The organism is Hydrogenophaga sp. GW823-FHT04C09, from assembly GCF_058796355.1.
The window spans coordinates 188,733-214,894 of the sequence record NZ_JBXAIO010000004.1; the positions used below are offsets into that span (position 1 = coordinate 188,733).

A 26,162-nucleotide genomic window follows, 5' to 3' on the forward strand; every position below is an offset into this window, starting at 1 on the left:
AACGGCCTCAGGCCAGGTGCTCGGGCAGCACCAGGCCGTCGCGCGGGATGGGGCGGGGCCGGCCTTCCAGGTCGATCGCCACGTAGGTCAGGCTGGCCTCGGTCACCTTCACGTACTGGCCCTGGGCCGAGAAACGTTCGGCGAACACCTCCACCTGCACCGTGACCGAGGTGCGGCCCAGGCGCGTGATGTGCGCGAAAAAGCTCAGGATGTCGCCCACGCGCACCGGTTGCTTGAAGATGAACTGGTTTACCGCCACCGTGGCCATGCGGCCGCGCACGTAGCGCGCGGGCAGCACGGCTCCGGCCAGGTCGACCTGCGCCATGACCCAGCCGCCGAAGATGTCGCCGTTGGCGTTGCAGTCCGCGGGCATGGGAATGACCTTGAGCACCAGTTCCCGGTCGGTGGGCAGGGCGGTTTCGGATGGCGGGCTTGAATTGCTGGACATGGGCACAATCTCTGGACAACGGCCCCCATTCTCCTGCATGCGCCCCGACAACCCCGCCCGAACTTCCATCGCCCTGCCTGCCAGTCCTGGCGCCGCTGGCCACCCACCTGCCCAACGCTCCGACTGGGGCACGCTCAAGCGCCTGCTGCCCTACCTGTGGCAGTACAAGGTGCGCGTGGTGCTGGCGCTGGCTTTCATGGTGGCGGCCAAGACGGCCAACGTGGGCGTGCCGCTGCTGCTCAAGGAACTGGTCGATGCCATGACCATCCGGCCCGGCAGCGTCGAGTCGATGCTGGTGGTGCCGTTGGGCCTGTTGCTCGCCTACGGCCTGCTGCGGCTGTCCACCAGCGTGTTCACCGAGCTTCGCGAGCTGGTGTTCGCCAAGGCCACCGAGGGCGCCACGCGCAGCATCGCGCTGCAGGTGTTCGGCCACCTGCACGCCCTGAGCCTGCGCTTCCACCTGGAACGCCAGACCGGGGGCATGACGCGCGACATCGAACGCGGCACGCGCGGCGTGCAGTCGCTCATCTCCTACTCGCTCTACAGCATCTTCCCCACGCTGATCGAGGTGATCATGGTGCTGGCGCTGCTGGGCACCAAGTTCGACATGGGCTACGTGTGGATCACCTTGGTGGCGCTGGTGCTGTACGTGACCTTCACCGTGCTCGTGACCGAGTGGCGCACCCAGTTCCGGCGCAAGATGAACGAGCTCGAATCCACCAGCCAGAGCCGCGCCATCGACTCGCTGCTGAACTACGAGACCGTCAAGTACTTCAACAATGAAAGCTTCGAAGGCCGGCGCTATGACGAGGCGCTGGAGAAGCTGCGGCGCGCGCGCATCAAGAGCCAGACCACGCTGTCCATGCTCAATGCGGGGCAGCAACTGGTGATCGCCGTGGCGCTGGTGCTCATGCTCTGGCGCGCCACGCAGGGCGTGGTCAGCGGCGAGCTCACGCTGGGCGATCTGGTCATGGTCAACGCTTTCATGATCCAGCTCTACATTCCGCTGGGTTTCCTGGGCGTGCTCTACCGCGAGATCAAGCAGAGCCTGACCGACCTGGAAAAGATGTTCGCGCTGCTGGAAAAAGAGCGCGAGATCGCGGACGTGCAAGCTGCGCAGCCGCTTCAGCTGGACGGTCCCCCGGCGGTGAAATTCGAGAATGTGCGCTTTTCCTACGAGCCAGCGCGCGAAATCCTGCATGGCATCAGCTTCGAGATTCCACCGGGCAAGACGGTGGCCGTGGTCGGGCCCTCGGGTTCGGGCAAGAGCACGCTGGCGCGCCTGCTCTACCGCTTCTACGACGTGAGCAATGCCGATGACGGCGGGCGCATCACCATCGACGGGCAGGACATCAAGGCCGTCACCCAGGCCAGCGTGCGCCAGGCCATCGGCATCGTGCCGCAGGACACGGTGCTGTTCAACGACACCATCGAATACAACATTCTTTATGGCCGCCCCGATGCGGGGCACGAGGCCGCGGTGCGGGCGGCCCAGGCGGCGCACATCCACGCCTTCATCCAGCACCTGCCGCTGGGCTATGCCACCATGGTGGGCGAGCGCGGTCTCAAGCTCTCGGGGGGCGAGAAGCAGCGCGTGGCGATCGCGCGCACGCTGTTGAAGAACCCGCCCATCGTGATCTTCGACGAAGCCACCTCGGCCCTGGATTCCGCCAACGAACGCGCGATCCAGGCCGAGCTCAAGAGCGCGGCGCGCAACAAGACCACGCTGGTGATCGCGCACCGCCTCTCCACCGTGGTGGACGCGCACGAAATCCTGGTGCTGGTCAACGGCGAGATCGTGGAGCGGGGCACCCACGCCGAACTGGTCGCCCGGACCGGCGTCTATGCGGGCATGTGGGCGCTGCAGCAAAGCGGCAGCGACTGATGCCGATTTCCCTTCAGGTCGTACCTTTCCGAGGAGCCTTCCGTCCGGCCGTTCCATAATCGCCGTCCATGGAAACCAAATGGCTCGAGGATTTCGTCAGCCTCGCCGAAACCCGCAGCTTCAGCCGTTCGGCGCAGCTGCGCCACGTCACCCAGCCCGCTTTCTCCCGGCGCATCCAGTCGCTGGAAGCCTGGGCGGGCACCGATCTGGTGGATCGCTCCTCGTACCCCACGCGCCTCACCCCCGCGGGCCAGACGCTGTACGACCAGGCGCTGGAGATGCTGCAGGCGCTGCAGAGCACGCGCGCCACGCTGCGCGCCCACACCGCCGCGGCGCAGGACGTGATCGAGTTCGCCGTGCCGCACACGCTGGCCTTCACCTTCTTTCCGTCCTGGCTCTCGGGCTTGCGCGAGACCTGCGGCCCGATCAAGAGCCGGCTGATCGCCATGAACGTGCACGACGCGGTGCTGCGCCTGGTCGAGGGCAGCTGTGACCTGCTGATCGCCTACCAGCACGCGGCCCAGCCGATCCAGCTCGATGCCGGCCGCTATGAAATGCTGCACCTGGGCTCGGAGGTGCTTTCACCCTATGTGCGCCCGGACGCGCAGGGCCTGCCGCAGTACGCCCTGCCAGGGTCGCCCCAGCAGCCGCTGCCTTACCTGGCCTATGCGCCGGGTGCCTACCTCGGCAGGGCGGTGGACCAGATGCTCAAGCAGAGCAGCACACCGGTGCACCTGGACCGCATCTACGAAACCGACATGGCCGAAGGCCTGAAAGCCATGGCGCTGGAGGGCCATGGCATCGCCTTCCTGCCGGCCAGCGCGGTGCGCAAGGAAGTGCGCGCCCGCAAGCTCGTGTCCGCCGGCGGGTCGCTGGAGACCGCGCTGGACATCCGCATCTACCGCGAGCGGTCTTCCACGCGAAAGGCCAAAGGACCGGTGGAGCAGTTCTGGAACGACCTGCGCAAAAAGCTCGGCAATCCCTGATTCACCCTGTCTCATAGGCGATACAGGTGATCCTTTGCCAAGGCCATTGGGGAAAATCCGTACATGAATGGTTTGCATAATGGCCGCTGCAATCAGCATTGGATGCGAAGGATGCCGCTGGCTACAGTCGCGGGTTCCGCCTGTGACAGGGTGGGAATTCCCGGGTGGAACGGAGCTTGCGTAGGGAGCATCATGCAGATGCCCTCCGCGCGACAACGGCGCTGAGCATCCGGTCTTGATCGCTGGTTCATCATCTTTTCTACAAGCAAGGAGATCCCTATGAAGAAACACCTGCTCGCGCTGGCCGTGACCACACTGGCCGTCGGCAGCGCCTTTGCACAAGCTGGCGACACGCTGGCCAAGATCAAGGCGTCTGGCAGCGTGTCCCTGGGCGTGCGCGAGTCTTCCGGACTGGGCTACACACTGGGCAACGGCAAATACGTCGGCTTCCACACGGAAATGGGCGAAATCATTCTGGCCGACATCCAGAAGCAGCTCGGTCTGGCCAAGCTCAACGTCAACTACCAGCCCGTGACCTCGCAGAACCGCATCCCCCTGGTGCAGAACGGCACCGTGGACCTGGAGTGCGGTTCGACCACGAACAACGCCACGCGCCAGAAGGATGTGTCCTTCGCCGTGACCACCTACGTGGAAGAAGTGCGCATCGCTGTCAAGGCCAACTCCGGCATCAACGGCATCAAGGACCTCAACGGCAAGACCGTGGCCACCACCACCGGCACCACCTCGGTGCAGACCCTGCGCAAGAACGAGCGCGCCGGCGGCATCGACTTCAAGGAAGTCTATGGCAAGGACCACGCCGACAGCTTCCTCGCGCTCGAGGGCGGCCGCGCCGATGCGTTCGTGATGGACGGCTCCATCCTGGCGGCCAACATCTCCAAGTCCAAGAACCCCGCCGACTACAAGATCGTGGGTGAAGTGCTGTCGGTCGAACCGATCGCCTGCATGCTGCGCAAGGACGACCCGGCCTTCAAGAAGGCCGTGGACGACAGCATCAAGCGCCAGATTGCCGATGGTTCGCTGGCCAAGCTGTACGACAAGTGGTTCATGCAGCCGATTCCGCCTGCCAACGTGAAGATCGGCCTGCCCATGTCCGACGCCACCAAGGCGGCCTGGGCCAGCCCGAACGACAAGCCGATGGAAGACTACGCCAAGAAGTAAGCCACGCACTTACCAGACGCCCCTTCAAGTGGACCCATTTGAAGGGGCGTTTTCGTGGCGACCGCGCAAAGCGCGGTGTGATCCGGACAAGCAACAGAGAGAAAAGGGGCTCCTATGAGCTGGGATTGGCAGGTGTTCTGCGAGGACACCATTGAGCGGCAGCCGGTGGAAAGCTGCTTTGGCAAGGGGGGAGACATCACCTATCTGGACTGGATGTTGTCAGCCTGGGGTTGGACGGTGTCGGTGTCGCTGCTGGCGCTGCTGCTGGCGCTGGTGCTAGGCATCCTGATCGGTACGCTGCGCACGCTGCCCGATCGACCCATGGTGGTGCGCCTGGGCAATGCCTGGGTGGAACTGTTCCGCAACATCCCGCTGCTGGTGCAGATTTTCCTGTGGTACCACGTGGTGCCCACGATGTTCCCCGTCATGCGAGGCGTCCCCGGCTTCGTGCTGGTGGTCTTTGCCCTGGGTTTCTTCACCTCGGCGCGCATCGCCGAGCAGGTGCGCTCGGGCATCCAGGCCCTGCCGCGCGGCCAGCGCTACGCCGGCATGGCCATGGGTTTCACCACCTTCCAGTACTACCGCTATGTGCTGCTGCCCATGGCGTTCCGCATCATCATCCCGCCGCTGACCAGCGAGACCATGAACATCTTCAAGAACTCCTCGGTGGCGTTCGCGGTGTCGGTCTCTGAGCTGACCATGTTCGCGATGCAGGCGCAGGAAGAGACCTCCCGCGGCGTGGAGGTGTACCTCGCCGTGACCGGTCTCTACATCATCTCGGCCTTCGCGATCAACCGCATCATGGCCTTCATCGAGAAACGCGTGCGCATACCGGGCTTTGTCGTGGCGGGCGGAGCGGGAGGCCACTGACATGAACCTCAACCTCGACTTCTCCTTCTACAACTGGGACCTCATCAGCAACTTCGTGCTGAAGGGCCTGTACTTCAGCGTGATGCTGACCGTCGTGGCCACAGTGGGCGGCATCTTCTTCGGCACCATCCTGGCGCTCATGCGGCTGTCGGGCAAGAAGTGGCTGGACACGCCGGCCACGATCTACGTCAACGGCATGCGCAGCATTCCGCTGGTGATGGTGATCCTGTGGTTCTTCCTGCTGGTGCCGCTGCTGATCGGTCGCCCGATCGGCGCCGAGGTGTCGGCGGTGGTCACCTTCATTGCCTTCGAGGCGGCCTATTTCAGCGAGATCATGCGCGCGGGTATCCAGTCGATTCCGCGTGGCCAGGTGTTCGCCGGCCAGGCGCTGGGCATGAGCTATGGGCAGAACATGAAGCTGGTCGTGTTGCCCCAGGCCTTCCGCAACATGCTGCCGGTGCTGCTCACGCAGACCATCATCCTGTTCCAGGACACCTCGCTTGTCTACGCCATCGGCGCCTACGACATGCTCAAGGGCTTTGAGGTCGCGGGCAAGAACTTCGGCCGCCCGATCGAGGCCTACCTGGCCGCTGCCGTGGTCTATTTCGTCATGTGTTACGCGCTGTCGTGGCTCGTCAAGCGGCTGCACAAGAAAATTGCCATCATTCGTTGATGCCATCGAAACCCAGGAATTGCAATGATTGAACTCAAGAACGTCTCCAAGTGGTATGGCAGCGTCCAGGTGCTGACCGATTGCTCCACCAACATCCAGAAGGGCGAAGTCGTCGTGGTGTGCGGCCCGTCGGGCTCAGGCAAGTCGACCCTCATCAAGACCATCAACGCGCTCGAGCCCTTCCAGAAAGGCGAGATCACGGTCGATGGCATCGCGGTGCACGACCCCAAGACCGATCTGCCCAAGCTGCGCAGCCGCGTCGGCATGGTGTTCCAGCACTTCGAGCTGTTCCCGCACCTGTCGGTGACGGAGAACCTCACGATCGCTCAGATCAAGGTGCTGGGGCGCAACCCCGACGAAGCCAAGAAGCGCGGCCTCAAGATGCTCGATCGTGTGGGCCTGTCGGCGCACAAGGACAAGTTCCCGGGCCAGCTCTCGGGCGGTCAGCAGCAGCGCGTGGCGATCGCGCGAGCCCTGTCGATGGACCCCATCGTCATGCTGTTCGACGAGCCCACCTCGGCGCTCGACCCCGAGATGGTCGGCGAAGTGCTGGACGTGATGATCGGCCTGGCCCACGAAGGCATGACCATGATGTGCGTGACGCACGAAATGGGTTTCGCGCGCAAGGTCAGCAACCGCGTGATCTTCATGGACGTGGGCGGCAAGATCCTGGAGGACTGCTCCAAGGACGACTTCTTCGGCAAGCCGGAGGAGCGTCAGCCGCGCACCAAGGACTTCCTCAACAAGATCCTGGCGCACTGAGCCTCGCCGGCACGCCCGCATGTGCCCTTGACATGGGCGGATGCGGGATGGGCATTGGCTTCGCGGTGGGCCTTTCTCTATGCTCTCGGCACTCTTTTGGGGGGTGTCGTTGTGTTCTCGATCCTTACGACCTGCCTGCGCAGGATCCTCATCGCGGCGTGTCTGGCCAGCATGGCCACCGCCCAGGCCGGCCCGGTGCTGGACCGTGTGGCAAGCGATGGCGTGCTGGTGCTGGCCCACCGCGAATCCTCCGTGCCGTTCTCTTATCTGGACGGCACGGGCAAACCGGTGGGTTACGCCCTCGACATCTGCCGCCGCCTGGCGCAGGCCGTGCAACGCAAGCTGGGCCTGAGCAAGCTCGATGTGCGTTACCTCGCTGTGACGCCCTCCAACCGCCTGGACGCGGTGGAGCAGGGCCAGGCCCAGATGGAGTGCGGCTCCACCACCAACAACGCCGCGCGCCGCCAGCGGGTGGCCTTCACGATTCCCCACTTCATCACCGGTGCACGCCTCATGGTCCGGCGCGACAGCGCGGTGGATCGGCTGGATCACCCTGATCTCAAGGTGGTGGTGTCCACCCGCAACACGACGCCCCTGGATGCACTGCGCCGCATGGTGCGGGAGCGTGGGCTCCCGCTGCGCGTCGTGGAGGCGGACGACCACGAGCAGGCCGTGGGCATGGTCGAGAAGGGCGAGGCCGACGCCTTTGCCATGGACGACGTGCTGCTGTTCGGTCTGGCGGCTGCACGGCCGGACCCGACCTCCCTCAGGGTCGTGGGCCGGTTCTTCACCACCGAGCCGCTGGCGATCATGCTGCCGCGGAACGACGAGGCGTTCAAGAAGATCGTGGACGACGAGATGCGCCGGCTCATCTACAGCGGTGAGATCCAGGCGATCTACGCGACCTGGTTCACCCAGCCCATCCCGCCCAAGGGCGTGTCGCTGAACCTGCCCGTGAGCTACCTGCTGCGGGATTTCTGGAAATACCCGACCGACAAGGTGCCCTGATCGCCTTTGCAGGTTTGCGACAATCGAGGCATGAACGCCTCGACCGCCCCACAGACCCTCACGATCACCCGACCCGACGACTGGCACCTGCACGTGCGCGATGGCGAGGCGCTGCACACCGTGGTGCCGCACACCGCGGCGCAGTTCGGCCGGGCGATCATCATGCCCAACCTCAAGCCGCCGGTGACCACCGCGGCGCAGGCCATGGCCTACCGCGATCGCATCCGCGCCGCCGTGCCCGCCGGCATGGCCTTCGAGCCGCTGATGACGCTCTACCTCACCGACAACCTGCCGCCCGAGGAAATCGCGCGCGCCAAGGACGTGGGCGTGGTCGCCTTGAAGCTCTACCCCGCGGGCGCCACCACCAACAGCGATGCCGGCGTGACCGACATCCGCAAGACCTACAAGACGCTGGAAGCCATGCAGCGCGCCGGCCTGCTGTTGTTGGTGCACGGCGAAGTGACCTCGCCCGATATCGACCTGTTCGACCGCGAGGCCGTGTTCATCGATGAGCAGCTGATTCCGCTGCGGCGCGACTTTCCCGAGCTCAAGATCGTGATGGAGCACATCACCACGAAAGAGGCCGCGCAGTACGTGGGCGAGGCCGGCGCGTTCACCGCCGCCACCCTCACGGCCCACCACCTGCTCTACAACCGCAACGCCATCTTCACCGGCGGCATCCGCCCGCATTACTACTGCCTGCCGGTGCTCAAGCGAGAGACCCACCGCCAGGCCCTGGTGGCCGCCGCCACCAGCGGCAGCGACCGTTTCTTCCTCGGCACGGACAGCGCGCCGCACCCGGCCCACCTGAAGGAGCACGCCACCGGCTGCGCCGGCTGCTACACCGCGCACGCCGCGATCGAGATGTATGCCGAGGCCTTCGACTCGGTGGGCGCGCTCGACAAGCTCGAGGCTTTCGCCAGCTTCCACGGCCCGGCCTTCTACGGGCTGCCGCGCAACAGCGGCACCGTCACCCTGAAGCGCGAGAGCTGGACCACGCCCCAGAGCTTCCGCTTTGGCGAGGCCGATCTCAAGCCCCTGCGTGGCGGCGAGGCCTTGCCCTGGCGCCAGCAAGCCTGAGTCCCTTGGAACTGGCGCTCGACTGGACCGCGCCCTGGTTCGCGCCCGTGGCCGATGAGGGGCGGGCCGTGGCCACGTCCCTGGCGGGCGGCGAGCCCTGGCCGCAGGCGCTGGGTGGCGCCGCCCCGGTGCGCTTCGTGCCGCAGGCCGAATTGCCCGCCGGCACCCCTTACGAACAGTTCATCTTCGACACCGGCCGCGTGCCCACGCGCGAGAACCTGCACGACTTCTTCAACGGCCTGTGCTGGCGCCGTTTCCCGTTGACCAAACAGCGCCTGAACCAGCTGCAGGCCGCGCAGATCGCCGCCGACGGCGTGCGCGACGTGCGGGGCCCGGTGCGCGACGCACTCACCCTGTTCGACGAAAACGCCGCCCTGCTGCAGGCTCCCGCGCCGCTCTGGGAGGCCTTGGCGGCCCGCGACTGGCACCGCCTGTTCGTGACGCTGCGCCCGCTCTGGGCGCAGGCGAGGCTGGTGCTGTTCGGCCACGCCCTGTTGGAAAAACTGGTGATGCCCTACAAATCCATCACCGCCCACGTTTTTCGCGTGCCGGTGCCGGTGGCACTGGGCGACGACCTCGCCGCGTGGGACGAGTGGCTGGCGCAGGGCCTCAGCGCGCCGGTGCTGGCGGCCAAACCGTTCACGCCGCTGCCGGTGCTGGGCGTGCCGGGCTGGTGGGCGGCGAACGAAGATCCCGCTTACTATGCCGACGCCGGGGTGTTCCGCCCCAGGCGCACCGATGCCCCAACGGACACCCCATGACCCAGCCCGCCACGACCTCCTGGTCCCACCTGAACCTGGCGCAAGACGCTGACCGCGCCGAACTCGCCGCTCATTTCCGCGCCACCGGCGTGCGCGACGTGGAATGCCTGTTCGCCGACGTCACCGGCTACCCGCGCGGCAAGCTCATGCCGGCGGCCAGCTTCGCCGCGGGCGGTGAACTGCGCATCTGCCAGGCCATTCCCATGCAGTGCGTGACGGGCGAGTATTCCTACGACAAGGTCTTTCCCGACAGCGACCCCGACGTGCGCCTGGTGCCCGACCTGGCCACGCTCAAGCTCGCCCCCTGGGCCAGCGTGCCGCGCTACCTCGCGGTGCACGACTGCGTGGAACTCGACGGCAGCCTGTGCGAGTTCGCCCCGCGCTCGGTGCTCAAGAACGTGGTGGCGCGTTACCAGGCCCTGGGGCTCACGCCCGTGGTCGCGCCGGAGATCGAGTTCTACCTGACCGCCGCCATGACCGACCCGGCCCAGCCGCTGGCGCCGCCGGTGGGGCGGGGGGGGCGGCCCGAGGTCGGGCAGTCGGCCTTCAGCCTGAACGCGCTCAACGAACTGGCGCCGTTCTGGGACGCGTTCCACGCCGCCATCGACGCGCTCGGCATCCGGGCCGACACCTGGCTGCACGAGGTCGGCCCCTGCCAATACGAGATCAACCTGCTGCACGGCGACCCCGTGGCCGTGGCCGACCAGGCCTTCCTGTTCAAGACGGCGGCGCGCGAGATCGCGCTGCAGCACGGCCTCAACGCGGTGTTCATGGCCAAGCCCCTGGCGGGCGAAGCGGGCAGCTCCATGCACCTGCACCAGAGCGTGGTGGACGCCGAAGGCCGCAACATCTTCAGCCAGGCCGATGGGGCCGAAAGCGAGGCCTTCCTGCACTACATCGGCGGCCTGCAGGCCTTCACGCCCGATCTCACGCTGATCTACGCGCCCACCGTCAATTCCTACCGCCGCTACGTCGCTGGCAGCCAGGCGCCGATCAACGTGGAATGGGGCCGCGACAACCGCACCGCCGGCCTGCGCGTGCCGGTGAGCCCACCGGCCGCGCGCCGGGTGGAAAACCGCCTGGCCGGCGCCGACGCCAACCCCTACCTGGCCATGGCCGCCACGCTCGCCGCCGGCCTGGAAGGCCTGCGGACGCGCTGCCTGCCGGGCGAACCGGTGCAGGACAACGGCTACGACCTGCCCCGGGGCCTGCCGCGAACTTTTTTCACCGCCCACGAACAAATGGCCCAGAGCGCTCACGCGCCGCGCCTGCTGGGCGAGCGCTTCGTGCGCGCCTACCTCGCGGTCAAGGCGCTGGAACACGAGAGCTTCCTCAACGAGATCAGTGCCTGGGAACGGCGCTTTCTGCTGCCCCAGGTGTGAGGCCGGCGCGCGCTGAAAGGGCGGTGCCGCTTGAAGAACCGCGTGGGCGGCCCCACTTATCATCCCGCTGTCGTCGATACCTATAACCCGGAGTCCCCATGAAACGCATCCTGCTGTTTGTCCTGACCAACTTCGCCGTGATGGCGGTGCTGTTGATCACCACCCGCATCCTGGGCGTGGATCGCTTCCTCACGGCCAACGGGCTGAACATGACGGCGCTGGCCGGGTTCTCGCTCGTGATCGGCTTCGGCGGCGCCATCATCTCGCTGCTGATCAGCAAGCCCATGGCCAAGTTCAGCGCCGGCGTGCGCGTGATCAACCAGCCGCAGAACGCCGACGAAGCCTGGATCGTGGAGACCGTGCGCCGCTTTGCCGACAAGGCCAACATCGGCATGCCCGAGGTCGGCATCTTCGACGGTGCGCCCAACGCCTTCGCCACCGGCGCGTTCAAGAACTCGGCCCTGGTGGCGGTGTCCACCGGCCTGCTGCAGAACATGACCAAGGAGGAAGTCGAGGCCGTGATCGGCCACGAGGTCGCGCACGTGGCCAACGGCGACATGGTCACCATGACGCTGATCCAGGGCGTGATGAACACCTTCGTGGTGTTCCTCAGCCGCGTGATCGGCTACGCGGTGGACGCCTTCCTGCGCCGCGGCAGCGACAACAATTCCGGCCCCGGCATCGGTTACATGATCACCACCATCGTGATGGACATCGTGCTGGGTTTCCTGGCCGCCATCATCGTGGCGTGGTTCAGCCGCCAGCGCGAGTTCCGCGCCGACGCGGGTGCCGCCAGCCTGATGGGCCGCAAGCAGCCCATGATCAATGCGCTGGCCCGCCTGGGCGGCCTCACGCCGGGCGAACTGCCCAAGACCATGCAGGCGCTGGGCATCACGGGTAGCCTGGGCAAGCTGTTCTCGACCCACCCGCCGATCGAGGAGCGCATCGCTGCCCTCCAGCAACAACAGCAGGCCTGATCCGTACGGCCCAACAAAAAAAGCGACCCTCTGGTCGCTTTTTTCATGGGGCCGGGTTCAGCGGTTACGTTCCCAGCGGTCGTTGTCGCGGCGGTTGTAGTAGCCGTCGTGGCGCGGGTAAGGGTGGCCCGGGCCCCAGCGGTTGCCCGGGTAGGCGGGGTAGTAGGTGGTGCCGATCGTGATGCGGGTGGACGGCTCCACGTACTGGGTCTGGGGCTGGTAGGAGGGGTAGACCACGGGCGGCGGAGGCGGCGGCATGGCGTCGGCCGGTGTGACGTTCAGGCGCACGAAGCGGCCCGGGTCCTGCGGCATCTGCGTGCGGTACTGGCGGCCGGCGTACTCGTAGACCACGTCGTAGGCCACGGTGCGGTTTTCGTAGAAGGTCTGCGTGCCGCACTGGCGGTAGGTTTCGGTGTAGGGCTGGCTCGGGCCTTCGATGCGGTTGCCCAGCATGGCGCCGCCGATCAGGCCGATCACGGTGGCAGCGGCACGGCCACCGCCGTCGCCGATCGCATTGCCCATCGCACCACCGGCGATGCCGCCGATCAGCGCGCCGGCGCCGGATTTCTGGCCCTGGTAGGTCACCTGCTGGTCGCTGCAGACCTCGCGCGGCACGGCCACCTGCTGGATGACGGGGGTGCTGCTGATCACGCGGCCTTGTTCATCCTGAGCGTGCGCCACGCCGCTGCCGGCCAGGGCGAGCAAGCCGGTCATCACGGGAATCAGAACGGGGGTTTTCATGGAGAACTCCTTATGGGGGTAGCCTGAAGCATGCACCGCTTGTGTCAAGCCTGGATGCCCATGCTGTAAAGATTCGTGTCGTCCTACGGGGTTCCCGGCTTTTTTGCCGCCGATCGCAAGGCCGAGAGCGCGGTGTCCACGCTGGCACCGGTGTCCACCCGCCAGCGACGGCGTGGCGCGCGCAGGGCGTGCCGTTGCCGGTAGGCGGTGGGGGTGAGCCCGGTGTGGCGCGCGAAGACGCGGCGGAATGCCGCCGGGTCGGTGTAGCCGCAGGCCAGCGCCACCGTGGGCACGCTCTCCAGCGTGATCTCGAGCAGCACGCGCGCCCGGGCGCAGCGCAGGCCGTGCAGGTGGTCCAGCGGCGAATGGCCCAGCTCCTGTTGGAAGTGGCGCAGCAGGGTGCGGGCGCTGACCGCGGCGGCGGTCGCCAGCGCCGCCAGGTCGTAGGGTTGCTCCACGCGCTGCTCCATCCAGGCGAGGGCGCGCGCCAGTGTGCTGTCGCGGGTGTTCGGAATGGCGTGCGAGGCCTGCGCGGCGGCGAGTTCGCGGTCGCGATCGGGTTGCAGCACCGCCGCCAGGGCCGCGGCCGGTTCGGTGCCCAGGGCGTGCTGCGCCAGCGCGATGGCGAGCGGGCCCAGGTCGGCGGGGTAGGCGGCGCTGAGCCAGGGGCCGTCCTCGCAGAAACCTTGCCCGGCCTCGGGCGTCAGGGTGGGAAAGTCGCGGCGCAGGCCGGCGACGTAGTACCACGCGAGCGCGAGGCGGCGCCCGTCCAGCCGCCCGCTGTGCGCGGCGAACCAGGCGCCATTGCCCAGCGTGCACACCCGGCGGCCCGTGTCCACCATCAGCGCGGCCCGGCGCGCGAGCGCCGCGTGGCGCTGCACGGCCTGGCGAAGCGTGGGAATGTCGGCCAGGTGCAGGGGCGCGATGAACAGCGCTGCCGCAGGGCTGTCGCCGCCCTGGCCTTCGAGCGCGAGCGCCTGCAGCAGCCCTTCTTCGGCGCGCAGCGGCTGGCCCAGGGCATCGACGAAGCGCCAAGCCAGGCGCGGTGCCCGGGCGCCCAGGCGCAGGCCCGCCATGAGGTTGGCGGTGCGCAGCAATTCCACCAGCGCCAGGGCGTGGCCCATGGCGCTTTCAGGCAACACGGCGATCTCGACGACAAAAGGGGGCTGGGCGGGCATGGCGATATCGGCTTCCTGAATGGCGATATTAGCTTCCTACCGAGGGAAGCGCGCTCTTAGCATGGACGTCTCATTCACTTCCCCCAGGGGTACTTCTGATGCGCTTGTCCCTCTCAACGTCCTCGCTCGTGGCGGCACTCGCGGCCAGCGGTGGTTTTTGGCTGACCACGCCGGTGGCGGCCCAGGCGCTCGATGCCGCCGGTTTCAAGCAGATCGAGACGGCGGTGGACGCGCTCGCGCCCAAGATGGTGGCGTGGCGCCGCGACATCCATGAACATCCCGAGCTCTCGGGCCAGGAAGTGCGCACCGCCAAGCTGGTGGCCGAGCACCTGCGCAAGCTGGGCATGGAGGTGCAGACCGGCGTGGGCGGCACCGGCGTGGTGGGCACCTTGCGCGGTGGTCTGCCAGGCAAGGTGGTGGCGCTGCGCGCCGACATGGACGCGCTGCCGGTGGAAGAGAAGACCGGCTTGGCGTTCGCCTCGAAGCAGAAGGCCACTTACCTCGGCAAGGAAGTGTCGGTGATGCACGCCTGCGGGCACGACGCCCACGTGGCCATGCTGATGGGCGCGGCCGAGGCGCTGGCGGGCCTGCGCGCGCAGTTGCCGGGCTCGGTGAAGTTCATTTTCCAGCCGGCCGAGGAGGGCGCGCCCGTGGTGGCGGATGCCAGCGGCAAGGTGCCCAGCTTCGGCGCCAAGGCCATGATCGAAGCCGGGGCCTTGAAGGACGTGCAGGCCATCTACGGCCTGCACATCACGTCCAACCTGCCCTCGGGTGTGGTGGGCTACCGCAGCGGCCCGCTGATGGCCGGTTCGGACGCGCTGACCATCCACGTGGACGGGCGCGGCGGCCATGGGTCGTCGCCCTGGGCCGCGGTCGATCCGGTCGTGGCGTCGAGCCAGGTGGTGCTGGGTCTGCAGACCATCGTGAGCCGCCAGCTCAACATCAGCAAGGAGCCGGCGGTCATCACCATCGGCTCCATCCAGGGTGGCACGCGCTACAACATCATTCCCGACAGCGTGGAGATGATGGGCACGCTGCGCACCTTCGACGAGGAGATGCGCGAGGACGCGAAGAAGCGCATCGTGGCGACCGCCGAGTCGATCGCGGCTTCCAGCGGCGCCAAGGCGCGCGTGAGCTTCGGCCCGGTGGCCTACCCGGTCACCACCAACCCCGCCAAGCTCACCGAAGCCTCGCTGCCGGCGCTGCGCGAAGCCCTGGGTGGCAAGGTCATGCTGATCCCCAAGGTGAGCGGCTCGGAAGACTTCTCGGAGTTCCAGAAGGTGGTGCCCGGCTTCTTCTATTTCCTGGGCGCGCCGCAGAAGGGACAGGACTTCGCCAAGGCGCCGTCCAACCACTCGCCGCTGTTCGACCTCGACGAGGCCCAACTGCCGGTGGGCGCCCGTTCGCTGGCCGCGCTGGCGGTGGACTTCCTCAAGCGGCCCTGAGGGCTGCCGGGGCGGCCTCGCCGAGCAGGTCTCGCGCGAGCGCCTCGGCCACCCGCAGGCCGTCCACACCGGCCGAGAGAATGCCGCCGGCATAACCCGCGCCTTCGCCGGCCGGGTACAGGCCGCGCGTGTTCAGGCTCTGGCAGTCGTCGCCGCGCGCGAGGCGCAGCGGCGACGAGGTGCGGGTTTCGACACCGGTCAGCACGGCGTCGGGCATGTCGTAGCCGCGCATCTTGCGGCCGAACACCGGCAGCGCTTCGCGCATGGCCTCGATGGCGTAGGCGGGCAGGGCCGGGGCCAGATCGCCGAGCTTCACGCCGGGCCGGTACGAGGGCTCCACCTCGCCCAGCGCGCTCGAAGGCGTCTGCTTCAGGAAGTCGCCCACCAGCTGGCCGGGCGCTTCGTAGTTGGCCCCGCCCAATTGGTAGGCGCGGGCTTCGAGTTCGCGCTGCAGCACGATGCCGGCCAGCGGGTGCGTGCGGCCTTGCGCTGCGAGCGCGCGGGCCTGCTCGGTGTAGCGCGCGCCGTCGGTCTCGCCGAAGGCGGCGGTCCACAGCGGCAGGTCCTGCGCCAACGCCTGCGGAAAGTCGCTGGGTTCGATGCCCACCACCAGGCCCGCGTTGGCGTTGCGTTCGTTGCGCGAATACTGGCTCATGCCGTTGGTGACCACGCGCCCGGGTTCGGAGGTGGCGGCCACCACGGTGCCGCCCGGGCACATGCAGAAGCTGTAGACCGCGCGGCCGTTCTTCGCGTGGTGCACCAGCTTGTAGTCGGCTGCACCCAGCAGCGGGTGGCCGGCGTGGCGGCCCCAGCGCGCGCGGTCGATCACGCCTTGCGGGTGCTCGATGCGAAAGCCGATGGAGAACGGTTTGGCCTCCATGAACACGCCCGCATCCCACAGCAGGGCGAAGGTGTCGCGCGAACTGTGGCCCAGGGCGAGCACCACGCGCCGCACCGGCATCTCGATGGTGTCGCCGCTGTCCAGGCGCCGCACCTGCAGGCGGTCGATGCGCTGGCCTTCTTCGCCGGCCTGGGCCAGGCCGATGCCGCAGACCTGGTGTTGGAAGCGGATCTCGCCGCCCAGCGCGACGATCTTCTCGCGCATGGCCTCCACCACGCGCACCAGCTTGAAGGTGCCGATGTGCGGGTGCGCGGTGTAAAGGATTTCGGGCGGCGCGCCGGCCTCCACGAACTCGTGCATGACCTTGCGGCCGAGGAAGCGCGGGTCCTTGATCTGGCTGTAGAGCTTGCCGTCGGAAAACAGGCCGGCACCGCCCTCGCCGTACTGCACGTTGCTCTCGGGGTTGAGCACGTGCTTGCGCCACAGGCCCCAGGTGTCCTTGGTGCGCTCGCGCACCGGCTTGCCGCGCTCGAGCACGATGGGCCGCAGTCCCATCTGCGCCAGCGCCAGCGCCGTGAACAGGCCGCAGGGCCCCAGGCCCACCACCACCGGGCGCTCGCGCTCGTCGCTGGGCCAATGCGCCGGTGCGTGGCCTGGGGCGTGCCAGGCCATGTCGGGCGTGGGCTGGATGTGGGGCTTGCCCGCGTGCGCCGCGAGCAGGGCGGCTTCCTGCCCCGGGTCGGCCAGCGCCACGTCGACGATGTAGACCGCGAGCAGGTCGGCCTTGCGCGCATCGAAGCTGCGCTTGAACACGTCCAGGTGGGCGATCTGCGCGGCCTCGATGCCCAGCGCGGTGGCGGCCAGGGCGGTCAGGGCGTCGATGGGATGCGGCGGGGGCTGCCGGTCGACCTCGGTTTCGGTCGGGGCGTCGGCGGCGCGGCGGTGTTCGGCCGGCACGGCGGCCAGCGGCAGTTTGAGTTCGGAGAGGCGGATCATGTGTCGTGGGGCTTGTGTTGATCAAGCAGAAGACGAAGCCCCCATATTGTCGTCAATGCGCCGCCATCAAAATAATCCGGGTGAAATTATTAAACCCGGGTACAATGCAGCGCATGAACGACACAACCCTTCCCACCTGCACCGCCTTCATCGGCTCGAAACGGGTGGCCTTCGGCACTTACGACGAGGTGGCACGGGCCCTCGCCACGCTCGACCTCTCGGCGGGCGGCTTGCTGGTGTTCGACGACGCCACCGCGGCGCAGGTCGATCACCCCTGGCCGTCCGGCCACCCGGCACCGCCCGCCGATGACGCGCGCCGCGCGGCACCCGCCGCCGCCCCCCAGGTGGGCCGACCGCGCATGGGCGTGGTGGCGCGCGAGGTGACGCTGCTGCCACGCCACTGGGCGTGGCTGGCGCAGCAGCCCGGTGGCGCGTCGGCGGCCCTGCGGCGCCTGGTCGAGGAAGCGCGCCGCACCCACGCCGATCGCGACGGCTGGCGCCAGGCCAAGGAGCGCGCCTACCGCTTCATGAGCGCCATCGCGGGGGGCTTCGAGGGGTTCGAAGAAGCCTCGCGCGCGCTGTTTGCCCACGACGCCGAGGCCTTCGCGCGCTGCATCGCCGGCTGGCCGGCGGACGTGCAGGCGCACCTGGCCTGGCTCGCGCGCGACGCGTTCGCGCCCGAAACGGCGGCACCATCCGCCTGATCCCTTTTCAACAAGACAACAAGAAGCCCTCCATGCCCAACGCTCCCCAAGGCCCGCTCTGGCGCGTCTACCTCGTTTTCCTCGTGCCCATGGTGCTGTCCAACATCCTGCAAGGGCTGTCGGGCACGCTCAACGGCATCTTCATCGGCCAGATGCTGGGCACGCACGCGCTGGCGGCGGTCTCGGGCATGTTCCCGATCGTGTTCTTCTTCATCTCGCTGGTGATCGGCATCGGCGCGGGCGCCTCGGTGCTCATCGGCCAGGCCTGGGGCGCGCGCGAGCCGCACAAGGTCAAGGCCATCGCGGGCACGGCGCTGGTGCTGGGCGCCCTGATCGGTCTGGTCGCCGCCGTGCTGGGCGTGGTGTTCGCGCGGCCGGCGCTGCAGGCCCTGGGCACGCCGGTGGACGTGCTCGACGACGCGGTGGCCTACGCGCGGGTGATGCTGCTCATCATGCCGCTGCTGCTGGTCTTCATCCTGTTCACGCAGTTGCTGCGCGGCGTGAGCGACACGGTCTCGCCCCTGATCGCCCTGCTGCTGTCGACCGCGCTGGGCCTGCTGCTCACGCCGGCACTGATCCAGGGCTGGCTGGGGCTGCCGCGCCTGGGCATCCAGAGCGCGGCCTACGCGGGGCTGGTGTCCTACGCGGCGGCGCTGGGTTTCCTGGCGTGGCGCCTGGGCCGCAAGCACCACGTGCTGGCCGTCGATCGCGAGCTGATCGGCGCGCTGCGGCTGGACCGCGACATCCTGGCCAAGGTGATGCGCATCGGCATCCCGACCGGGCTGCAGATGGTGGTGATCTCGGTCTCCGAACTCGTGATCCTCGCGCTGGTGAACGGCCACGGCTCGCAGGCCACGGCGGCCTACGGCGCGGTCACGCAGGTGGTGAACTACGTGCAGTTCCCCGCGCTGTCCATCGCGATCACCGCATCCATCCTGGCGGCGCAGTCCATCGGCGCGGGCCGGGTCGACCGCCTGGGCGCGATCCTGCGCACCGGCCTGTGGCTCAACGCCGTGCTCACCGGCGCCCTGGTGCTGCTGGGCTACGCGCTCTCGCACAAGCTGATGGGTCTGTTCCTCACGCAGCCCGAGGTGCGCGCGCAGGCCGAGCACCTGCTGCACATCATGCTGTGGAGCATCCTGGTGTTCGGCTTCCAGGCGGTGGTGGGTGGCCTCATGCGCGCCAGCGGCGTGGTGATGGTGCCCATGGCCATCTCGGTCTTCTGCATCCTGGCGATCCAGCTGCCGGCGGCCTACGTGCTCGACGCGAAGATGGGCCTGCCCGGCGTGTGGGTCGCGTTCCCGGTGGCGTACGTGGCCATGCTGGTGATGCAGACCGCGTATTACCGGCTGGTGTGGCGGCATCGCAAGATCGAGCGCCTCGTTTGAGCAGGCGATAATCGCCGCGTGAAGCGCACCAGACCGCCGCTGGCACGACATCCCGAAAGGGTGTGCTGGAGGAACGTCCGGACTGCACAGGACAGCGTAGGAGGTAACACCTCTCCGCCGACAAGCCCATCGAGCTCGCTCGATGGGCCCTAAGGTGAGGATCAGAGCAACAGAGACGAGCCGATTCAGTTCGGGTGAAACGGGCAATCTCTACGCGCAGCAACACCAAATAGGCCAGCGTTGACGTGGTTCCGCGGAGCTGGCGGGTAGGTGGCACCGAGCCGGGGAGTGATCCCCGGCCCAGATGAATGGCGGTCACGGTGGGGGCAACCCCGCCGCACAGAATCCGGCTTATCGGTGCGCTTCACACTTTATTGGCCCCCACGCTCCGCCGCTGCGCGGGTCGCTGCCCCCCAGGGGGGCTGATCCGGCTTGGGGCGGCCCGGCGCCGGATCGTTTCTCCGCCATACATCGACTGCTCCACCGCGCGCCACTCGTCCGACTGTTCGTTGAACAGCTGCGACACCTGCGCGCGCAGCCACTGGTTGCGCGTGTCGTGGCGGTACAGGCGGTGCCAGTGCTGCTGCACGGCAAAGCGCGGCGGGTCGAAAGGCGGGCGCACCAGGCGGATCGCGCCGCTGCGCGCCACGCTCATGCCGGCGGCCAGCGGCACCGTGGCCACCAGCTCCGATTCGGCGATCACCGCCGCCAGGCTCATGTAATGCGGCGTGCGCAGCACCACGTGGCGGTGGATGCCCTTGCGTTCGATGAAGCGGTCCACCAGGTCGGTGCTGCGCGCGGGCGAGCTCACCAGCGCGTGGTCCAGCGACTCGAAGTCCTTCAGGCTCAGCCGGGTCTGCGCGAACGGGTGGTCGGCGCGCATCACGCAGGCGAAGGTGTGCATGTACAGCCGCTGGTGGAAGAACACCTGCTTGCTCAGATCCGGGAAGTAGCCCATGGCCAGGTCGGCCTCGCCCGCCTCCATCGCGGCCTCCAGCTGCGAGCTGGGCAGGGGGAAGCAGCGCACGGAGGCGTGCGGCGCATGCACCGCCAGGTGGCGGATCAGGCGGGGCAGGAACACGATCTCGGCCACGTCGGCCATGACCAGGCGGAACTCGGTCTGCGTGGTGGCCGGGTCGAACTGCGGGTCGGCCAGGATGCCGGTGCGAACCTGGCCGAGCACCGCGCGCGCCGTACCCGCCATCTCGCGGGCGCGCGGCGTCGGCTCCATGCCTTTGGAGGTGCGCACGAACAGCGTGTCCTCGAACTGCAGGCGCAGCCGGTTCAGGGCGGTGCTGAAGCCGGACTGGCTCATGCCCAGCTGCTGGGCGGCGCGGGTGACGTTGCGCGTCTCGTCCAGGCTGACCAGCACGCGCAGCAGGTTGAGGTCGAATTCCATCATCGCTCCGGCAGATAGTGGGTATCGGCATAGTGTATTGATGGTCCGGGCTGGCCGCCCTAGATTCCGTTCCCAGACCGGCAGCCCACGATGCCGCCGGCAAGCACGGAGACAAAGACATGTTTGTCAAGAATTGCTGGTACGTCGCGGCCTGGGACCACGAGGTGCTGGCCGACACGCTGCTCGAACGCGGCATCCTCAACCAGTCCATCCTGATCTACCGCTTGGCCGACGGCACGCCGGTGGCGCTGGACAACAAGTGCCCGCACCGGCACGCGCCGCTGAACCTGGGGCGGCGCGAGGGCGACGGCGTGCGCTGCATGTACCACGGCCTCAAGTTCGACGCCACGGGCCAGTGCACCGAGATCCCGGGCCAGGACCGCATCCCGCCCAAGCTGTGCGTGAAGAGCTACCCCATGGTGCAGCGCGGGCGCTGGCTGTGGATCTGGATGGGCGACCCCGAGCGGGCCGACCCGGCGCTGATCCCCGATGCGTACTCGCTCAACCACCCCGAGTGGCGCATGAAGCCGGGCTACCTGCACTACGACGCCGATTACCAGCTGATCTCCGACAACCTGCTGGACTTCTCGCACCTGTCCTACGTGCACGAGAAGACCCTGGGCGGTTCGCCCAACATCGCCGAGGTGCGCCCCGTGATCGAACGCCTGGAGCGCGGCGTGCGCGTGACGCGCGACGTGAACAACACCGTGCCGGCGCCGTACCACGCCCGCCTGGGCGGCTTCACCGGCAAGGTCAACCGGCGCTTCAGCTACGACTACCTCGTGCCCGGCATCCTGCTGATGGCCGCCAGCGTGAAGCCCGCCGACACGCCCGACGACGACATGACCGGGGCCCTGCAGTTCCACAGCTGCCAGGCGCTGACGCCGGAGACCGACACCACCACCCACTACTTCTTCATGCAGGCGCACAAGTTCCGGCTCGACGACGCGACCATCACCGAGTCGATCTACCAGAGCCTGTGCACGGCCTTCGAGGAGGACCGCCGCATCATCGAAGCGCAGCAGCGCCTGATCCGCCGCACGCCGCCCAGCCCCATGCAGCCGATCGCGGCCGACGCGGCGCTCAACCAGTTCCGCTGGCTGATCAAGCGCCTGCACGACGAAGAGGCCGCCGCCACCCCGGCCGTGATTCCACTGCAGTCCGTGGCCTGAGCGCCGATCACCGATTCACCACCCGAAGGAGACAACAAGATGAAGCCATTCCTGCGCCTGGCCGCGCTCACCACCCTGGCCCTGAGCGGCGTCGGGGCCCAGGCCGAGATCGTGATCGGCGCCAGCTTTTCCATCACCGGGCCGGCGGCGGCGCTGGGCATCGCGCCGCGCAACACGATCCAGCTGTTCCCGACCGAGATCGCGGGCGAGAAGATCCGCTACGTGGTGCTCGATGACGCCACCGACCCGACCAACGCCGCGCGCAATGCGCACCGCCTGGTTACCGAGGAAAAGGTGGACCTGATCATCGGCTCCACCGCCAGCCCGCCGGCCATCGCCATCGCCCAGGTCGCTAGCGAGTCGCAGACCGTGCAACTCGCCGCCGCCCCGATCGACCTGCCCGACGAGCGCGGCCAGTGGACCTACCGCCTGCCGCAGAGCATCTCGCTGATGGCGCAGGGCACCATCGAGCACATGAAGAAGAGCGGCGCGAAGACCTTCGGTTTCCTGGGCTACTCGGACGCGTACGGCGAATCCTGGCTGCGCGAGATGACGCGCTACGGCAACGAGGCCGGGCTCAAGCTGGTGAGCGTGGAGCGCTTCGGCCGCGCCGACGCTTCGGTGACCGCGCAGGCGCTCAAGGTGCTCTCGCCCAACCCCGACGCCATGCTGGTGGTGGCCTCGGGCAGCGGCGCGGTGATGCCGCAGAAGGCGCTGGTCGATCGCAACTATAAGGGCCGCATCTACCAGACCTTCAGCGCGGTGGCGCCCGACCTGCTGCGCATGGGCGGCAAGGACGTGGAGGGCACGTTGGGGCTGTCGGGCCCGGCCGTGGGCGCCGACCAGCTGCCCGACAGCCACCCGTCCAAGCCGGTCGCGCTCGATTTCGTGAAGCTGTACGAAGCCAAGTTCGGGGCCGGCAGCTACAACCAGTTCGCGGCCAACATCTGGGGTGCCAAGCTGCTGCTCGACAAGGCGATCCCGGTGGCGCTGAAACAGGCGAAGCCGGGCACCGTGGAGTTCCGGCAGGCCTTGAAGAAGGCCATCGAGAACACCGGCGAGGTGGTGGTGCCGCAGGGGGTGCTGAAGTACAGCGCCGCCGACCACTACGGTTACGACCACCGCGCCCGTTTCGTGCTCAAGGCGCGCAACGGCGTGTGGGTCGCGGCGGACTGAGGCCGGGCGCGCTCAGGCTTCGGGAATGTCGGTGTCCGTGCCGCCGCCCTTGAGCCGCGCCCGCGCCTGGGCGGCCAGGTCCTCGTACTTCTGGCGGAAGGCGTCGAGCTCTTCCTCTTCCAGCTCTTCGAGGTCCAGCAGGGCGGTGTGCGCGCCCTGGGTGGCGCGGATGAGTTCGTCCAGTTTGACCTGGATGGCCTCGGTGTCGCGGTTCTGCGTGTTCTGGATCAGGAACACCATCAGGAAGGTGATGATGGTGGTGCCGGTGTTGATCACCAGCTGCCAGGTGTCGCTGAAGCCGAACAGCGGTCCCGTGACCAGCCACACCACGATGAGCGCGACCGCCAGGGCGAAGACGCGCGGGCGACCGCTGAAGCGCGCGGCGGCCTTGGCGAAACGCGAGTACCGGTTGGCGGACTTCGGCATGGTGGCCTCCGGCGTCTTCAGAGGTTGAAACCGCCCAGGCTCTGGATGCGCTCCACGTGCGCCATCAGCGAGCGCTTGGCCACCGGCCACAGGCGGTCGGGCACGTCGTCGTAGGCCAGCTTCACCCAGTCGTCCATGCTGCCCTCGGGCACGGCCTGCATGGCCCGCGCCACCTTGGCCTCGCGCGCGAGGCGGTGGGCCTTGAGGTGGGCGATGGCCGCGCGCGCGCCGCCATGCAGCGGGGCGCTGGGGTTGTCGGCCGTGCGCCGCAGGTCGCCCAGCACGTAGCCGTGCGCGGGCAGCAGGAACTCGATGCCATGGCGCTCGCACAGCGCATCCAGCTTGTCCAATGAATCGAGGTAAGCGCCCATGTTGCCGTCGGGCGGGTCGATCACGGTGGTGCTGCCGTTGAGGATGTGGTCGCCGGTGAACAGCAGGCCGTCTTCCACCAGCGCCAGGCACAGGTGGTTGGCCGCGTGGCCCGGGGTGTGCACCACCTCCAGCGTGTGCGACACCGTGGCATCGCCGGCCTGGCCCAGCAGCACGAGCTGCTCGCCGTCGGCCAGCACGCGCTCGGGCGTGAAGCGGCTGTTCTCGCGCGAGGTGGGGGCGCTGGGCAGGCCGAGGATGGGCGGCTTCTCCAGGCCGGCCGCCGCGCACAGCGCCTGCAGGCGCGGCGCGCCGGGTGAGTGGTCGGGGTGCGAGTGGGTGCATACGATGGCCTGGATGCGCCCGCCCGCCGCGCGCCACAGGCGCTCGATGTGGGCCGGCTCGTCCGGGCCCGGGTCGATCACGATGTGGCCGCTGGCCGGGTCGCCCACGATGTAGCTGTTGGTGCCCGGGCCGGTCATGAAGCCGGGGTTGGGCGCGGTGAGGCGCTGCACGTTCTTCAGCAAGGACACCGGCTGTTCGTTCTGCCAGTCCAGGCTGTGCACCATCTGTCCGTCGGGACACACCATGGCGAGTTCGCCGAACGCGGACTCGTGTTCCATGTAGCGCTCTTCGGCGCCCCGCACCAGGCCGGCGCGCGGGCAACTGGTCCACAGCGGCTCGTCGTTGCGTGCGCAGGCGTCCAGCACGGCCTGCACGCTGGCGTGGGCCTGCAGGCGCTCCAGCGTGCGGATGGTCGGGAAGATGATGAAGAAACCGCCCGCCTTGTGGCGCTCCAGCGCGTCGGCCGGGCGCACCCAGCACGGCTCGAACTGCTCGGCCTCGTCGGCCACCGGCTGCTGGCCAGCAGGCATGCGGGCCACGAGGAAGGGCACGTCGAAGCGCCGCGGCAGGTCGCGGTCGGTGATCCAGTGCGCGAGCACGAACACGCCCGCGCCGTCCAGCGTCAGGCCCCGGGCCTGGCATTGCGCGGCGAACGGGGCCTTGCGGTCCAGCGTGGCGATGTCGCCGTCGTCCACCGGCGAGCCGTCGGCCCGGTGCGCGAGCAACACGCCGAGTTCCTCGTAGCTTTCGCGGATGGCGGCGATCGCCTGCGTGAGGTGCAGGTCGCTCTGCGTGGGGCGGCGCGTGGCGATGCCATGGGCCTGGGCGTCGGCCGCGTCGATGCCGCCGCCGGGGAACACGTAGGCGCCGGGGGCGAAGCTCGCCGTCATGGAGCGGCGGGTCATCAGCACCTCGATGCCGGGGCGGGCCGGGTCGGTGCTGTCGCGCAGCAGCAGCACGGTGGCGGCGGGCCTCACGGTGGCAAGGGGGCGGGGCGGGTGGAGGAGTTGGGTGGGGCGGACCATGCGGGCATTTTGCGGCAAGGCGCCGCCGCGCGCTGACGCCCGCGCGGCGCAGGGCGGATAATCGATGGCCATGCACATCCGATTCACCAAGATGCAGGGCGTCGGCAACGATTTCGTCGTGCTTGACGAGACGCGAGGCCGCCTGGGCCTGAGCGCCGCGCAGTACCGCTTTCTGGCCGACCGCCACTTTGGTGTCGGTGCCGACCAGATCCTCAGCGTGCGCGCTTCGCCCGGGCGCGGGCTGGACTTCGAGTACGTGATCCACAACGCCGATGGCGGCCAGGTGGAGCAATGCGGCAACGGCGCGCGCTGCTTCGTGCGCTACGTGCACGACAAAGGCCTGAGCACGAAGAACCCGCTGCGCGTGAAGGTGATGAACGCCGAGCTGGAACTGAAGATGCACACCGATGGCCGCGTGACGGTGGACATGAGCCCCCCGGTGTTCGCGCTCGATCGCGTGCCTTTCAACGCCGAGGGCCTCACGCCCGAGCCCATGGGCGGCTTCGAGCGCTGGCCGCTGGCGCTGCCCTATGCCGGCGATGTGCCGGTGGCCGTGCTCTCCATGGGCAACCCGCACGCGGTGCTGCTGGTGGACGACGTGCAGGCCGCCCCGGTGCCGTCCTGGGGCCCCTGGATCGAAACGCACGAACGCTTTCCCCGCCGTGTCAACGCCGGTTTCCTGCAGGTCGTCAGCCGCAGCGAGGTGCGCCTGCGCGTGCACGAGCGCGGCGCGGGCGAGACCCTGGCTTGCGGCACGGGCGCCTGCGCCGCCGTGGTGGCCGGCATCCGCCTGGGCCTGCTCGACGAGCGGGTGGACGTGCACACCCGGGGCGGCGTGCTCACCATCGAGTGGCAGGACACCCCCAGCCACGACCAGCCGGTTTTCATGACCGGCCCCGCCACCACCGTTTTCGACGGTGAGATCGACATTCCCGACCTCGCCTGA

At 68.2% G+C, this 26,162-nt stretch carries 24 protein-coding genes and 1 other RNA gene; 18 read left to right on the plus strand and 7 right to left on the minus strand.

The window, feature by feature from the left end; genetic code table 11:
* Positions 1-7: 7 nt before the first annotated feature.
* Positions 8-448, minus strand: coding sequence for an acyl-CoA thioesterase (locus AC1Q9M_RS13190; protein WP_382154480.1), 441 nt, complete (start codon positions 446-448; stop codon positions 8-10).
* A 37-nt stretch (positions 449-485) separates the two neighbouring features.
* Between AC1Q9M_RS13190 and AC1Q9M_RS13195 the strand changes: the two genes are divergently transcribed.
* The 11 genes from AC1Q9M_RS13195 to htpX all read left to right on the plus strand — a co-directional run bounded on the left by AC1Q9M_RS13195 (position 486) and on the right by htpX (position 12,011).
* A complete protein-coding gene (locus AC1Q9M_RS13195; protein WP_382321805.1) occupies positions 486-2,333 on the plus strand; it encodes an ABCB family ABC transporter ATP-binding protein/permease in 1,848 nt (615 codons plus the stop codon).
* 68 nt (positions 2,334-2,401) lie between these two features.
* Positions 2,402-3,319, plus strand: coding sequence for a LysR substrate-binding domain-containing protein (locus AC1Q9M_RS13200; RefSeq protein WP_291117924.1), 918 nt, complete (start codon positions 2,402-2,404; stop codon positions 3,317-3,319).
* 279 nt (positions 3,320-3,598) lie between these two features.
* Positions 3,599-4,498 (plus strand): transporter substrate-binding domain-containing protein, encoded by a 900-nt coding sequence (locus AC1Q9M_RS13205; RefSeq protein ID WP_382154483.1) that lies wholly within the window; start codon positions 3,599-3,601, stop codon positions 4,496-4,498.
* Positions 4,499-4,612: 114 nt separating this feature from the next.
* Positions 4,613-5,368, plus strand: a complete 756-nt coding sequence (locus AC1Q9M_RS13210; RefSeq protein WP_382154486.1) for an amino acid ABC transporter permease — start codon at positions 4,613-4,615, stop codon at positions 5,366-5,368.
* Between the two features lies 1 nt (position 5,369).
* Complete coding sequence (locus AC1Q9M_RS13215) at positions 5,370-6,041, plus strand: amino acid ABC transporter permease (protein ID WP_444687356.1); 672 nt, start codon at positions 5,370-5,372, stop codon at positions 6,039-6,041.
* Between the two features lie 24 nt (positions 6,042-6,065).
* Positions 6,066-6,803 (plus strand): amino acid ABC transporter ATP-binding protein, encoded by a 738-nt coding sequence (locus AC1Q9M_RS13220; protein WP_291117914.1) that lies wholly within the window; start codon positions 6,066-6,068, stop codon positions 6,801-6,803.
* Positions 6,804-6,974: 171 nt separating this feature from the next.
* Complete coding sequence (locus AC1Q9M_RS13225) at positions 6,975-7,811, plus strand: amino acid ABC transporter substrate-binding protein (RefSeq protein ID WP_492434195.1); 837 nt, start codon at positions 6,975-6,977, stop codon at positions 7,809-7,811.
* A 30-nt stretch (positions 7,812-7,841) separates the two neighbouring features.
* Positions 7,842-8,891, plus strand: coding sequence for a dihydroorotase (gene pyrC, locus AC1Q9M_RS13230; RefSeq protein ID WP_382321799.1), 1,050 nt, complete (start codon positions 7,842-7,844; stop codon positions 8,889-8,891).
* Between the two features lie 5 nt (positions 8,892-8,896).
* Positions 8,897-9,652, plus strand: coding sequence for a DUF3025 domain-containing protein (locus AC1Q9M_RS13235; protein ID WP_492434197.1), 756 nt, complete (start codon positions 8,897-8,899; stop codon positions 9,650-9,652).
* Complete coding sequence (locus tag AC1Q9M_RS13240) at positions 9,649-11,034, plus strand: glutamine synthetase family protein (protein WP_492434199.1); 1,386 nt, start codon at positions 9,649-9,651, stop codon at positions 11,032-11,034. Before AC1Q9M_RS13235 ends, AC1Q9M_RS13240 begins: the two co-directional genes overlap by 4 nt.
* 98 nt (positions 11,035-11,132) lie before the next feature.
* Positions 11,133-12,011, plus strand: a complete 879-nt coding sequence (gene htpX / locus AC1Q9M_RS13245; protein ID WP_492434201.1) for a protease HtpX — start codon at positions 11,133-11,135, stop codon at positions 12,009-12,011.
* 57 nt (positions 12,012-12,068) lie between these two features.
* Here the strand turns inward: htpX and AC1Q9M_RS13250 are convergent, their stop codons facing one another.
* Both AC1Q9M_RS13250 and AC1Q9M_RS13255 read right to left on the minus strand, forming a co-directional pair.
* A complete protein-coding gene (locus AC1Q9M_RS13250; RefSeq protein ID WP_492434203.1) occupies positions 12,069-12,752 on the minus strand; it encodes a glycine zipper 2TM domain-containing protein in 684 nt (227 codons plus the stop codon).
* 83 nt (positions 12,753-12,835) lie between these two features.
* Entirely contained in the window at positions 12,836-13,930 is a 1,095-nt protein-coding gene (locus AC1Q9M_RS13255; RefSeq protein ID WP_382321788.1) for a GlxA family transcriptional regulator, read from the minus strand.
* 98 nt (positions 13,931-14,028) lie between these two features.
* On the opposite strand from AC1Q9M_RS13255, the gene AC1Q9M_RS13260 reads away from it, so the two are divergent.
* Positions 14,029-15,375, plus strand: a complete 1,347-nt coding sequence (locus AC1Q9M_RS13260; protein ID WP_444687351.1) for an amidohydrolase — start codon at positions 14,029-14,031, stop codon at positions 15,373-15,375.
* Here AC1Q9M_RS13260 and AC1Q9M_RS13265 read toward each other — a convergent pair.
* Positions 15,362-17,212, minus strand: a complete 1,851-nt coding sequence (locus tag AC1Q9M_RS13265; protein ID WP_492434206.1) for an NAD(P)/FAD-dependent oxidoreductase — start codon at positions 17,210-17,212, stop codon at positions 15,362-15,364. The genes AC1Q9M_RS13260 and AC1Q9M_RS13265 overlap by 14 nt on opposite strands.
* A gap of 113 nt (positions 17,213-17,325) precedes the next feature.
* Here AC1Q9M_RS13265 and AC1Q9M_RS13270 point away from each other — a divergent pair, with 113 nt between their 5' ends.
* The 3 genes from AC1Q9M_RS13270 (at position 17,326) to rnpB (ending at position 19,674) form a co-directional block, all read left to right on the plus strand.
* The gene (locus AC1Q9M_RS13270; RefSeq protein ID WP_492434208.1) at positions 17,326-17,916 is read left to right on the plus strand and encodes a DUF2239 family protein; all 591 of its coding nucleotides are present in this window, start codon (positions 17,326-17,328) and stop codon (positions 17,914-17,916) included.
* A 32-nt stretch (positions 17,917-17,948) separates the two neighbouring features.
* On the plus strand, positions 17,949-19,304 hold the full coding sequence (locus tag AC1Q9M_RS13275) for an MATE family efflux transporter (protein ID WP_382321780.1): 1,356 nt from the start codon (positions 17,949-17,951) through the stop codon (positions 19,302-19,304).
* Between the two features lie 20 nt (positions 19,305-19,324).
* An RNA gene (gene rnpB / locus AC1Q9M_RS13280) (RNase P RNA component class A) lies at positions 19,325-19,674 on the plus strand.
* Here the strand turns inward: rnpB and AC1Q9M_RS13285 are convergent.
* Entirely contained in the window at positions 19,669-20,706 is a 1,038-nt protein-coding gene (locus AC1Q9M_RS13285; protein WP_492434211.1) for a LysR family transcriptional regulator, read from the minus strand. The two genes, rnpB and AC1Q9M_RS13285, sit on opposite strands and share 6 nt — an antisense overlap.
* Positions 20,707-20,822: 116 nt before the next feature.
* Here AC1Q9M_RS13285 and AC1Q9M_RS13290 point away from each other — a divergent pair, with 116 nt between their 5' ends.
* Together AC1Q9M_RS13290 and AC1Q9M_RS13295 are read left to right on the plus strand one after the other, a co-directional pair.
* Entirely contained in the window at positions 20,823-21,875 is a 1,053-nt protein-coding gene (locus AC1Q9M_RS13290; RefSeq protein ID WP_382321774.1) for an aromatic ring-hydroxylating dioxygenase subunit alpha, read from the plus strand.
* A 39-nt stretch (positions 21,876-21,914) separates the two neighbouring features.
* Positions 21,915-23,051 carry an ABC transporter substrate-binding protein gene (locus AC1Q9M_RS13295; protein WP_382321771.1) on the plus strand — a complete coding sequence of 379 codons (1,137 nt, stop codon included), beginning with the start codon at positions 21,915-21,917 and terminating at the stop codon, positions 23,049-23,051.
* Between the two features lie 12 nt (positions 23,052-23,063).
* Here the strand turns inward: AC1Q9M_RS13295 and AC1Q9M_RS13300 are convergent, their stop codons facing one another.
* Together AC1Q9M_RS13300 and AC1Q9M_RS13305 are read right to left on the minus strand one after the other, a co-directional pair.
* Complete coding sequence (locus tag AC1Q9M_RS13300; RefSeq protein ID WP_444687346.1) at positions 23,064-23,477, minus strand: low affinity iron permease family protein; 414 nt, start codon at positions 23,475-23,477, stop codon at positions 23,064-23,066.
* A gap of 17 nt (positions 23,478-23,494) precedes the next feature.
* The gene (locus AC1Q9M_RS13305; protein WP_492434214.1) at positions 23,495-25,216 is read right to left on the minus strand and encodes an MBL fold metallo-hydrolase; all 1,722 of its coding nucleotides are present in this window, start codon (positions 25,214-25,216) and stop codon (positions 23,495-23,497) included.
* Between the two features lie 70 nt (positions 25,217-25,286).
* On the opposite strand from AC1Q9M_RS13305, the gene dapF reads away from it, so the two are divergent.
* Positions 25,287-26,162: a diaminopimelate epimerase gene (gene dapF, locus AC1Q9M_RS13310; RefSeq protein ID WP_492434216.1), complete on the plus strand. Its 876-nt coding sequence runs from the start codon at positions 25,287-25,289 to the stop codon at positions 26,160-26,162.

Excerpts from the sequence above, each read along its gene's own strand:
- AC1Q9M_RS13190 (WP_382154480.1), bottom strand. The coding sequence starts at position 448 with ATGTCCAGCAATTCAAGCCCGCCATCCGAAACCGCCCTGCCCACCGAC.
- AC1Q9M_RS13195 (WP_382321805.1), top strand. The coding sequence starts at position 486 with ATGCGCCCCGACAACCCCGCCCGAACTTCCATCGCCCTGCCTGCCAGT.
- AC1Q9M_RS13200 (WP_291117924.1), top strand. The coding sequence starts at position 2,402 with ATGGAAACCAAATGGCTCGAGGATTTCGTCAGCCTCGCCGAAACCCGC.
- AC1Q9M_RS13205 (WP_382154483.1), top strand. The coding sequence starts at position 3,599 with ATGAAGAAACACCTGCTCGCGCTGGCCGTGACCACACTGGCCGTCGGC.
- AC1Q9M_RS13210 (WP_382154486.1), top strand. The coding sequence starts at position 4,613 with ATGAGCTGGGATTGGCAGGTGTTCTGCGAGGACACCATTGAGCGGCAG.
- AC1Q9M_RS13215 (WP_444687356.1), top strand. The coding sequence starts at position 5,370 with ATGAACCTCAACCTCGACTTCTCCTTCTACAACTGGGACCTCATCAGC.
- AC1Q9M_RS13220 (WP_291117914.1), top strand. The coding sequence starts at position 6,066 with ATGATTGAACTCAAGAACGTCTCCAAGTGGTATGGCAGCGTCCAGGTG.
- AC1Q9M_RS13225 (WP_492434195.1), top strand. The coding sequence starts at position 6,975 with ATGGCCACCGCCCAGGCCGGCCCGGTGCTGGACCGTGTGGCAAGCGAT.
- pyrC (WP_382321799.1), top strand. The coding sequence starts at position 7,842 with ATGAACGCCTCGACCGCCCCACAGACCCTCACGATCACCCGACCCGAC.
- AC1Q9M_RS13240 (WP_492434199.1), top strand. The coding sequence starts at position 9,649 with ATGACCCAGCCCGCCACGACCTCCTGGTCCCACCTGAACCTGGCGCAA.
- htpX (WP_492434201.1), top strand. The coding sequence starts at position 11,133 with ATGAAACGCATCCTGCTGTTTGTCCTGACCAACTTCGCCGTGATGGCG.
- AC1Q9M_RS13250 (WP_492434203.1), bottom strand. The coding sequence starts at position 12,752 with ATGAAAACCCCCGTTCTGATTCCCGTGATGACCGGCTTGCTCGCCCTG.
- AC1Q9M_RS13255 (WP_382321788.1), bottom strand. The coding sequence starts at position 13,930 with ATGCCCGCCCAGCCCCCTTTTGTCGTCGAGATCGCCGTGTTGCCTGAA.
- AC1Q9M_RS13260 (WP_444687351.1), top strand. The coding sequence starts at position 14,029 with ATGCGCTTGTCCCTCTCAACGTCCTCGCTCGTGGCGGCACTCGCGGCC.
- AC1Q9M_RS13265 (WP_492434206.1), bottom strand. The coding sequence starts at position 17,212 with ATGATCCGCCTCTCCGAACTCAAACTGCCGCTGGCCGCCGTGCCGGCC.
- AC1Q9M_RS13270 (WP_492434208.1), top strand. The coding sequence starts at position 17,326 with ATGAACGACACAACCCTTCCCACCTGCACCGCCTTCATCGGCTCGAAA.
- AC1Q9M_RS13275 (WP_382321780.1), top strand. The coding sequence starts at position 17,949 with ATGCCCAACGCTCCCCAAGGCCCGCTCTGGCGCGTCTACCTCGTTTTC.
- AC1Q9M_RS13285 (WP_492434211.1), bottom strand. The coding sequence starts at position 20,706 with ATGATGGAATTCGACCTCAACCTGCTGCGCGTGCTGGTCAGCCTGGAC.
- AC1Q9M_RS13290 (WP_382321774.1), top strand. The coding sequence starts at position 20,823 with ATGTTTGTCAAGAATTGCTGGTACGTCGCGGCCTGGGACCACGAGGTG.
- AC1Q9M_RS13295 (WP_382321771.1), top strand. The coding sequence starts at position 21,915 with ATGAAGCCATTCCTGCGCCTGGCCGCGCTCACCACCCTGGCCCTGAGC.
- AC1Q9M_RS13300 (WP_444687346.1), bottom strand. The coding sequence starts at position 23,477 with ATGCCGAAGTCCGCCAACCGGTACTCGCGTTTCGCCAAGGCCGCCGCG.
- AC1Q9M_RS13305 (WP_492434214.1), bottom strand. The coding sequence starts at position 25,216 with ATGGTCCGCCCCACCCAACTCCTCCACCCGCCCCGCCCCCTTGCCACC.
- dapF (WP_492434216.1), top strand. The coding sequence starts at position 25,287 with ATGCACATCCGATTCACCAAGATGCAGGGCGTCGGCAACGATTTCGTC.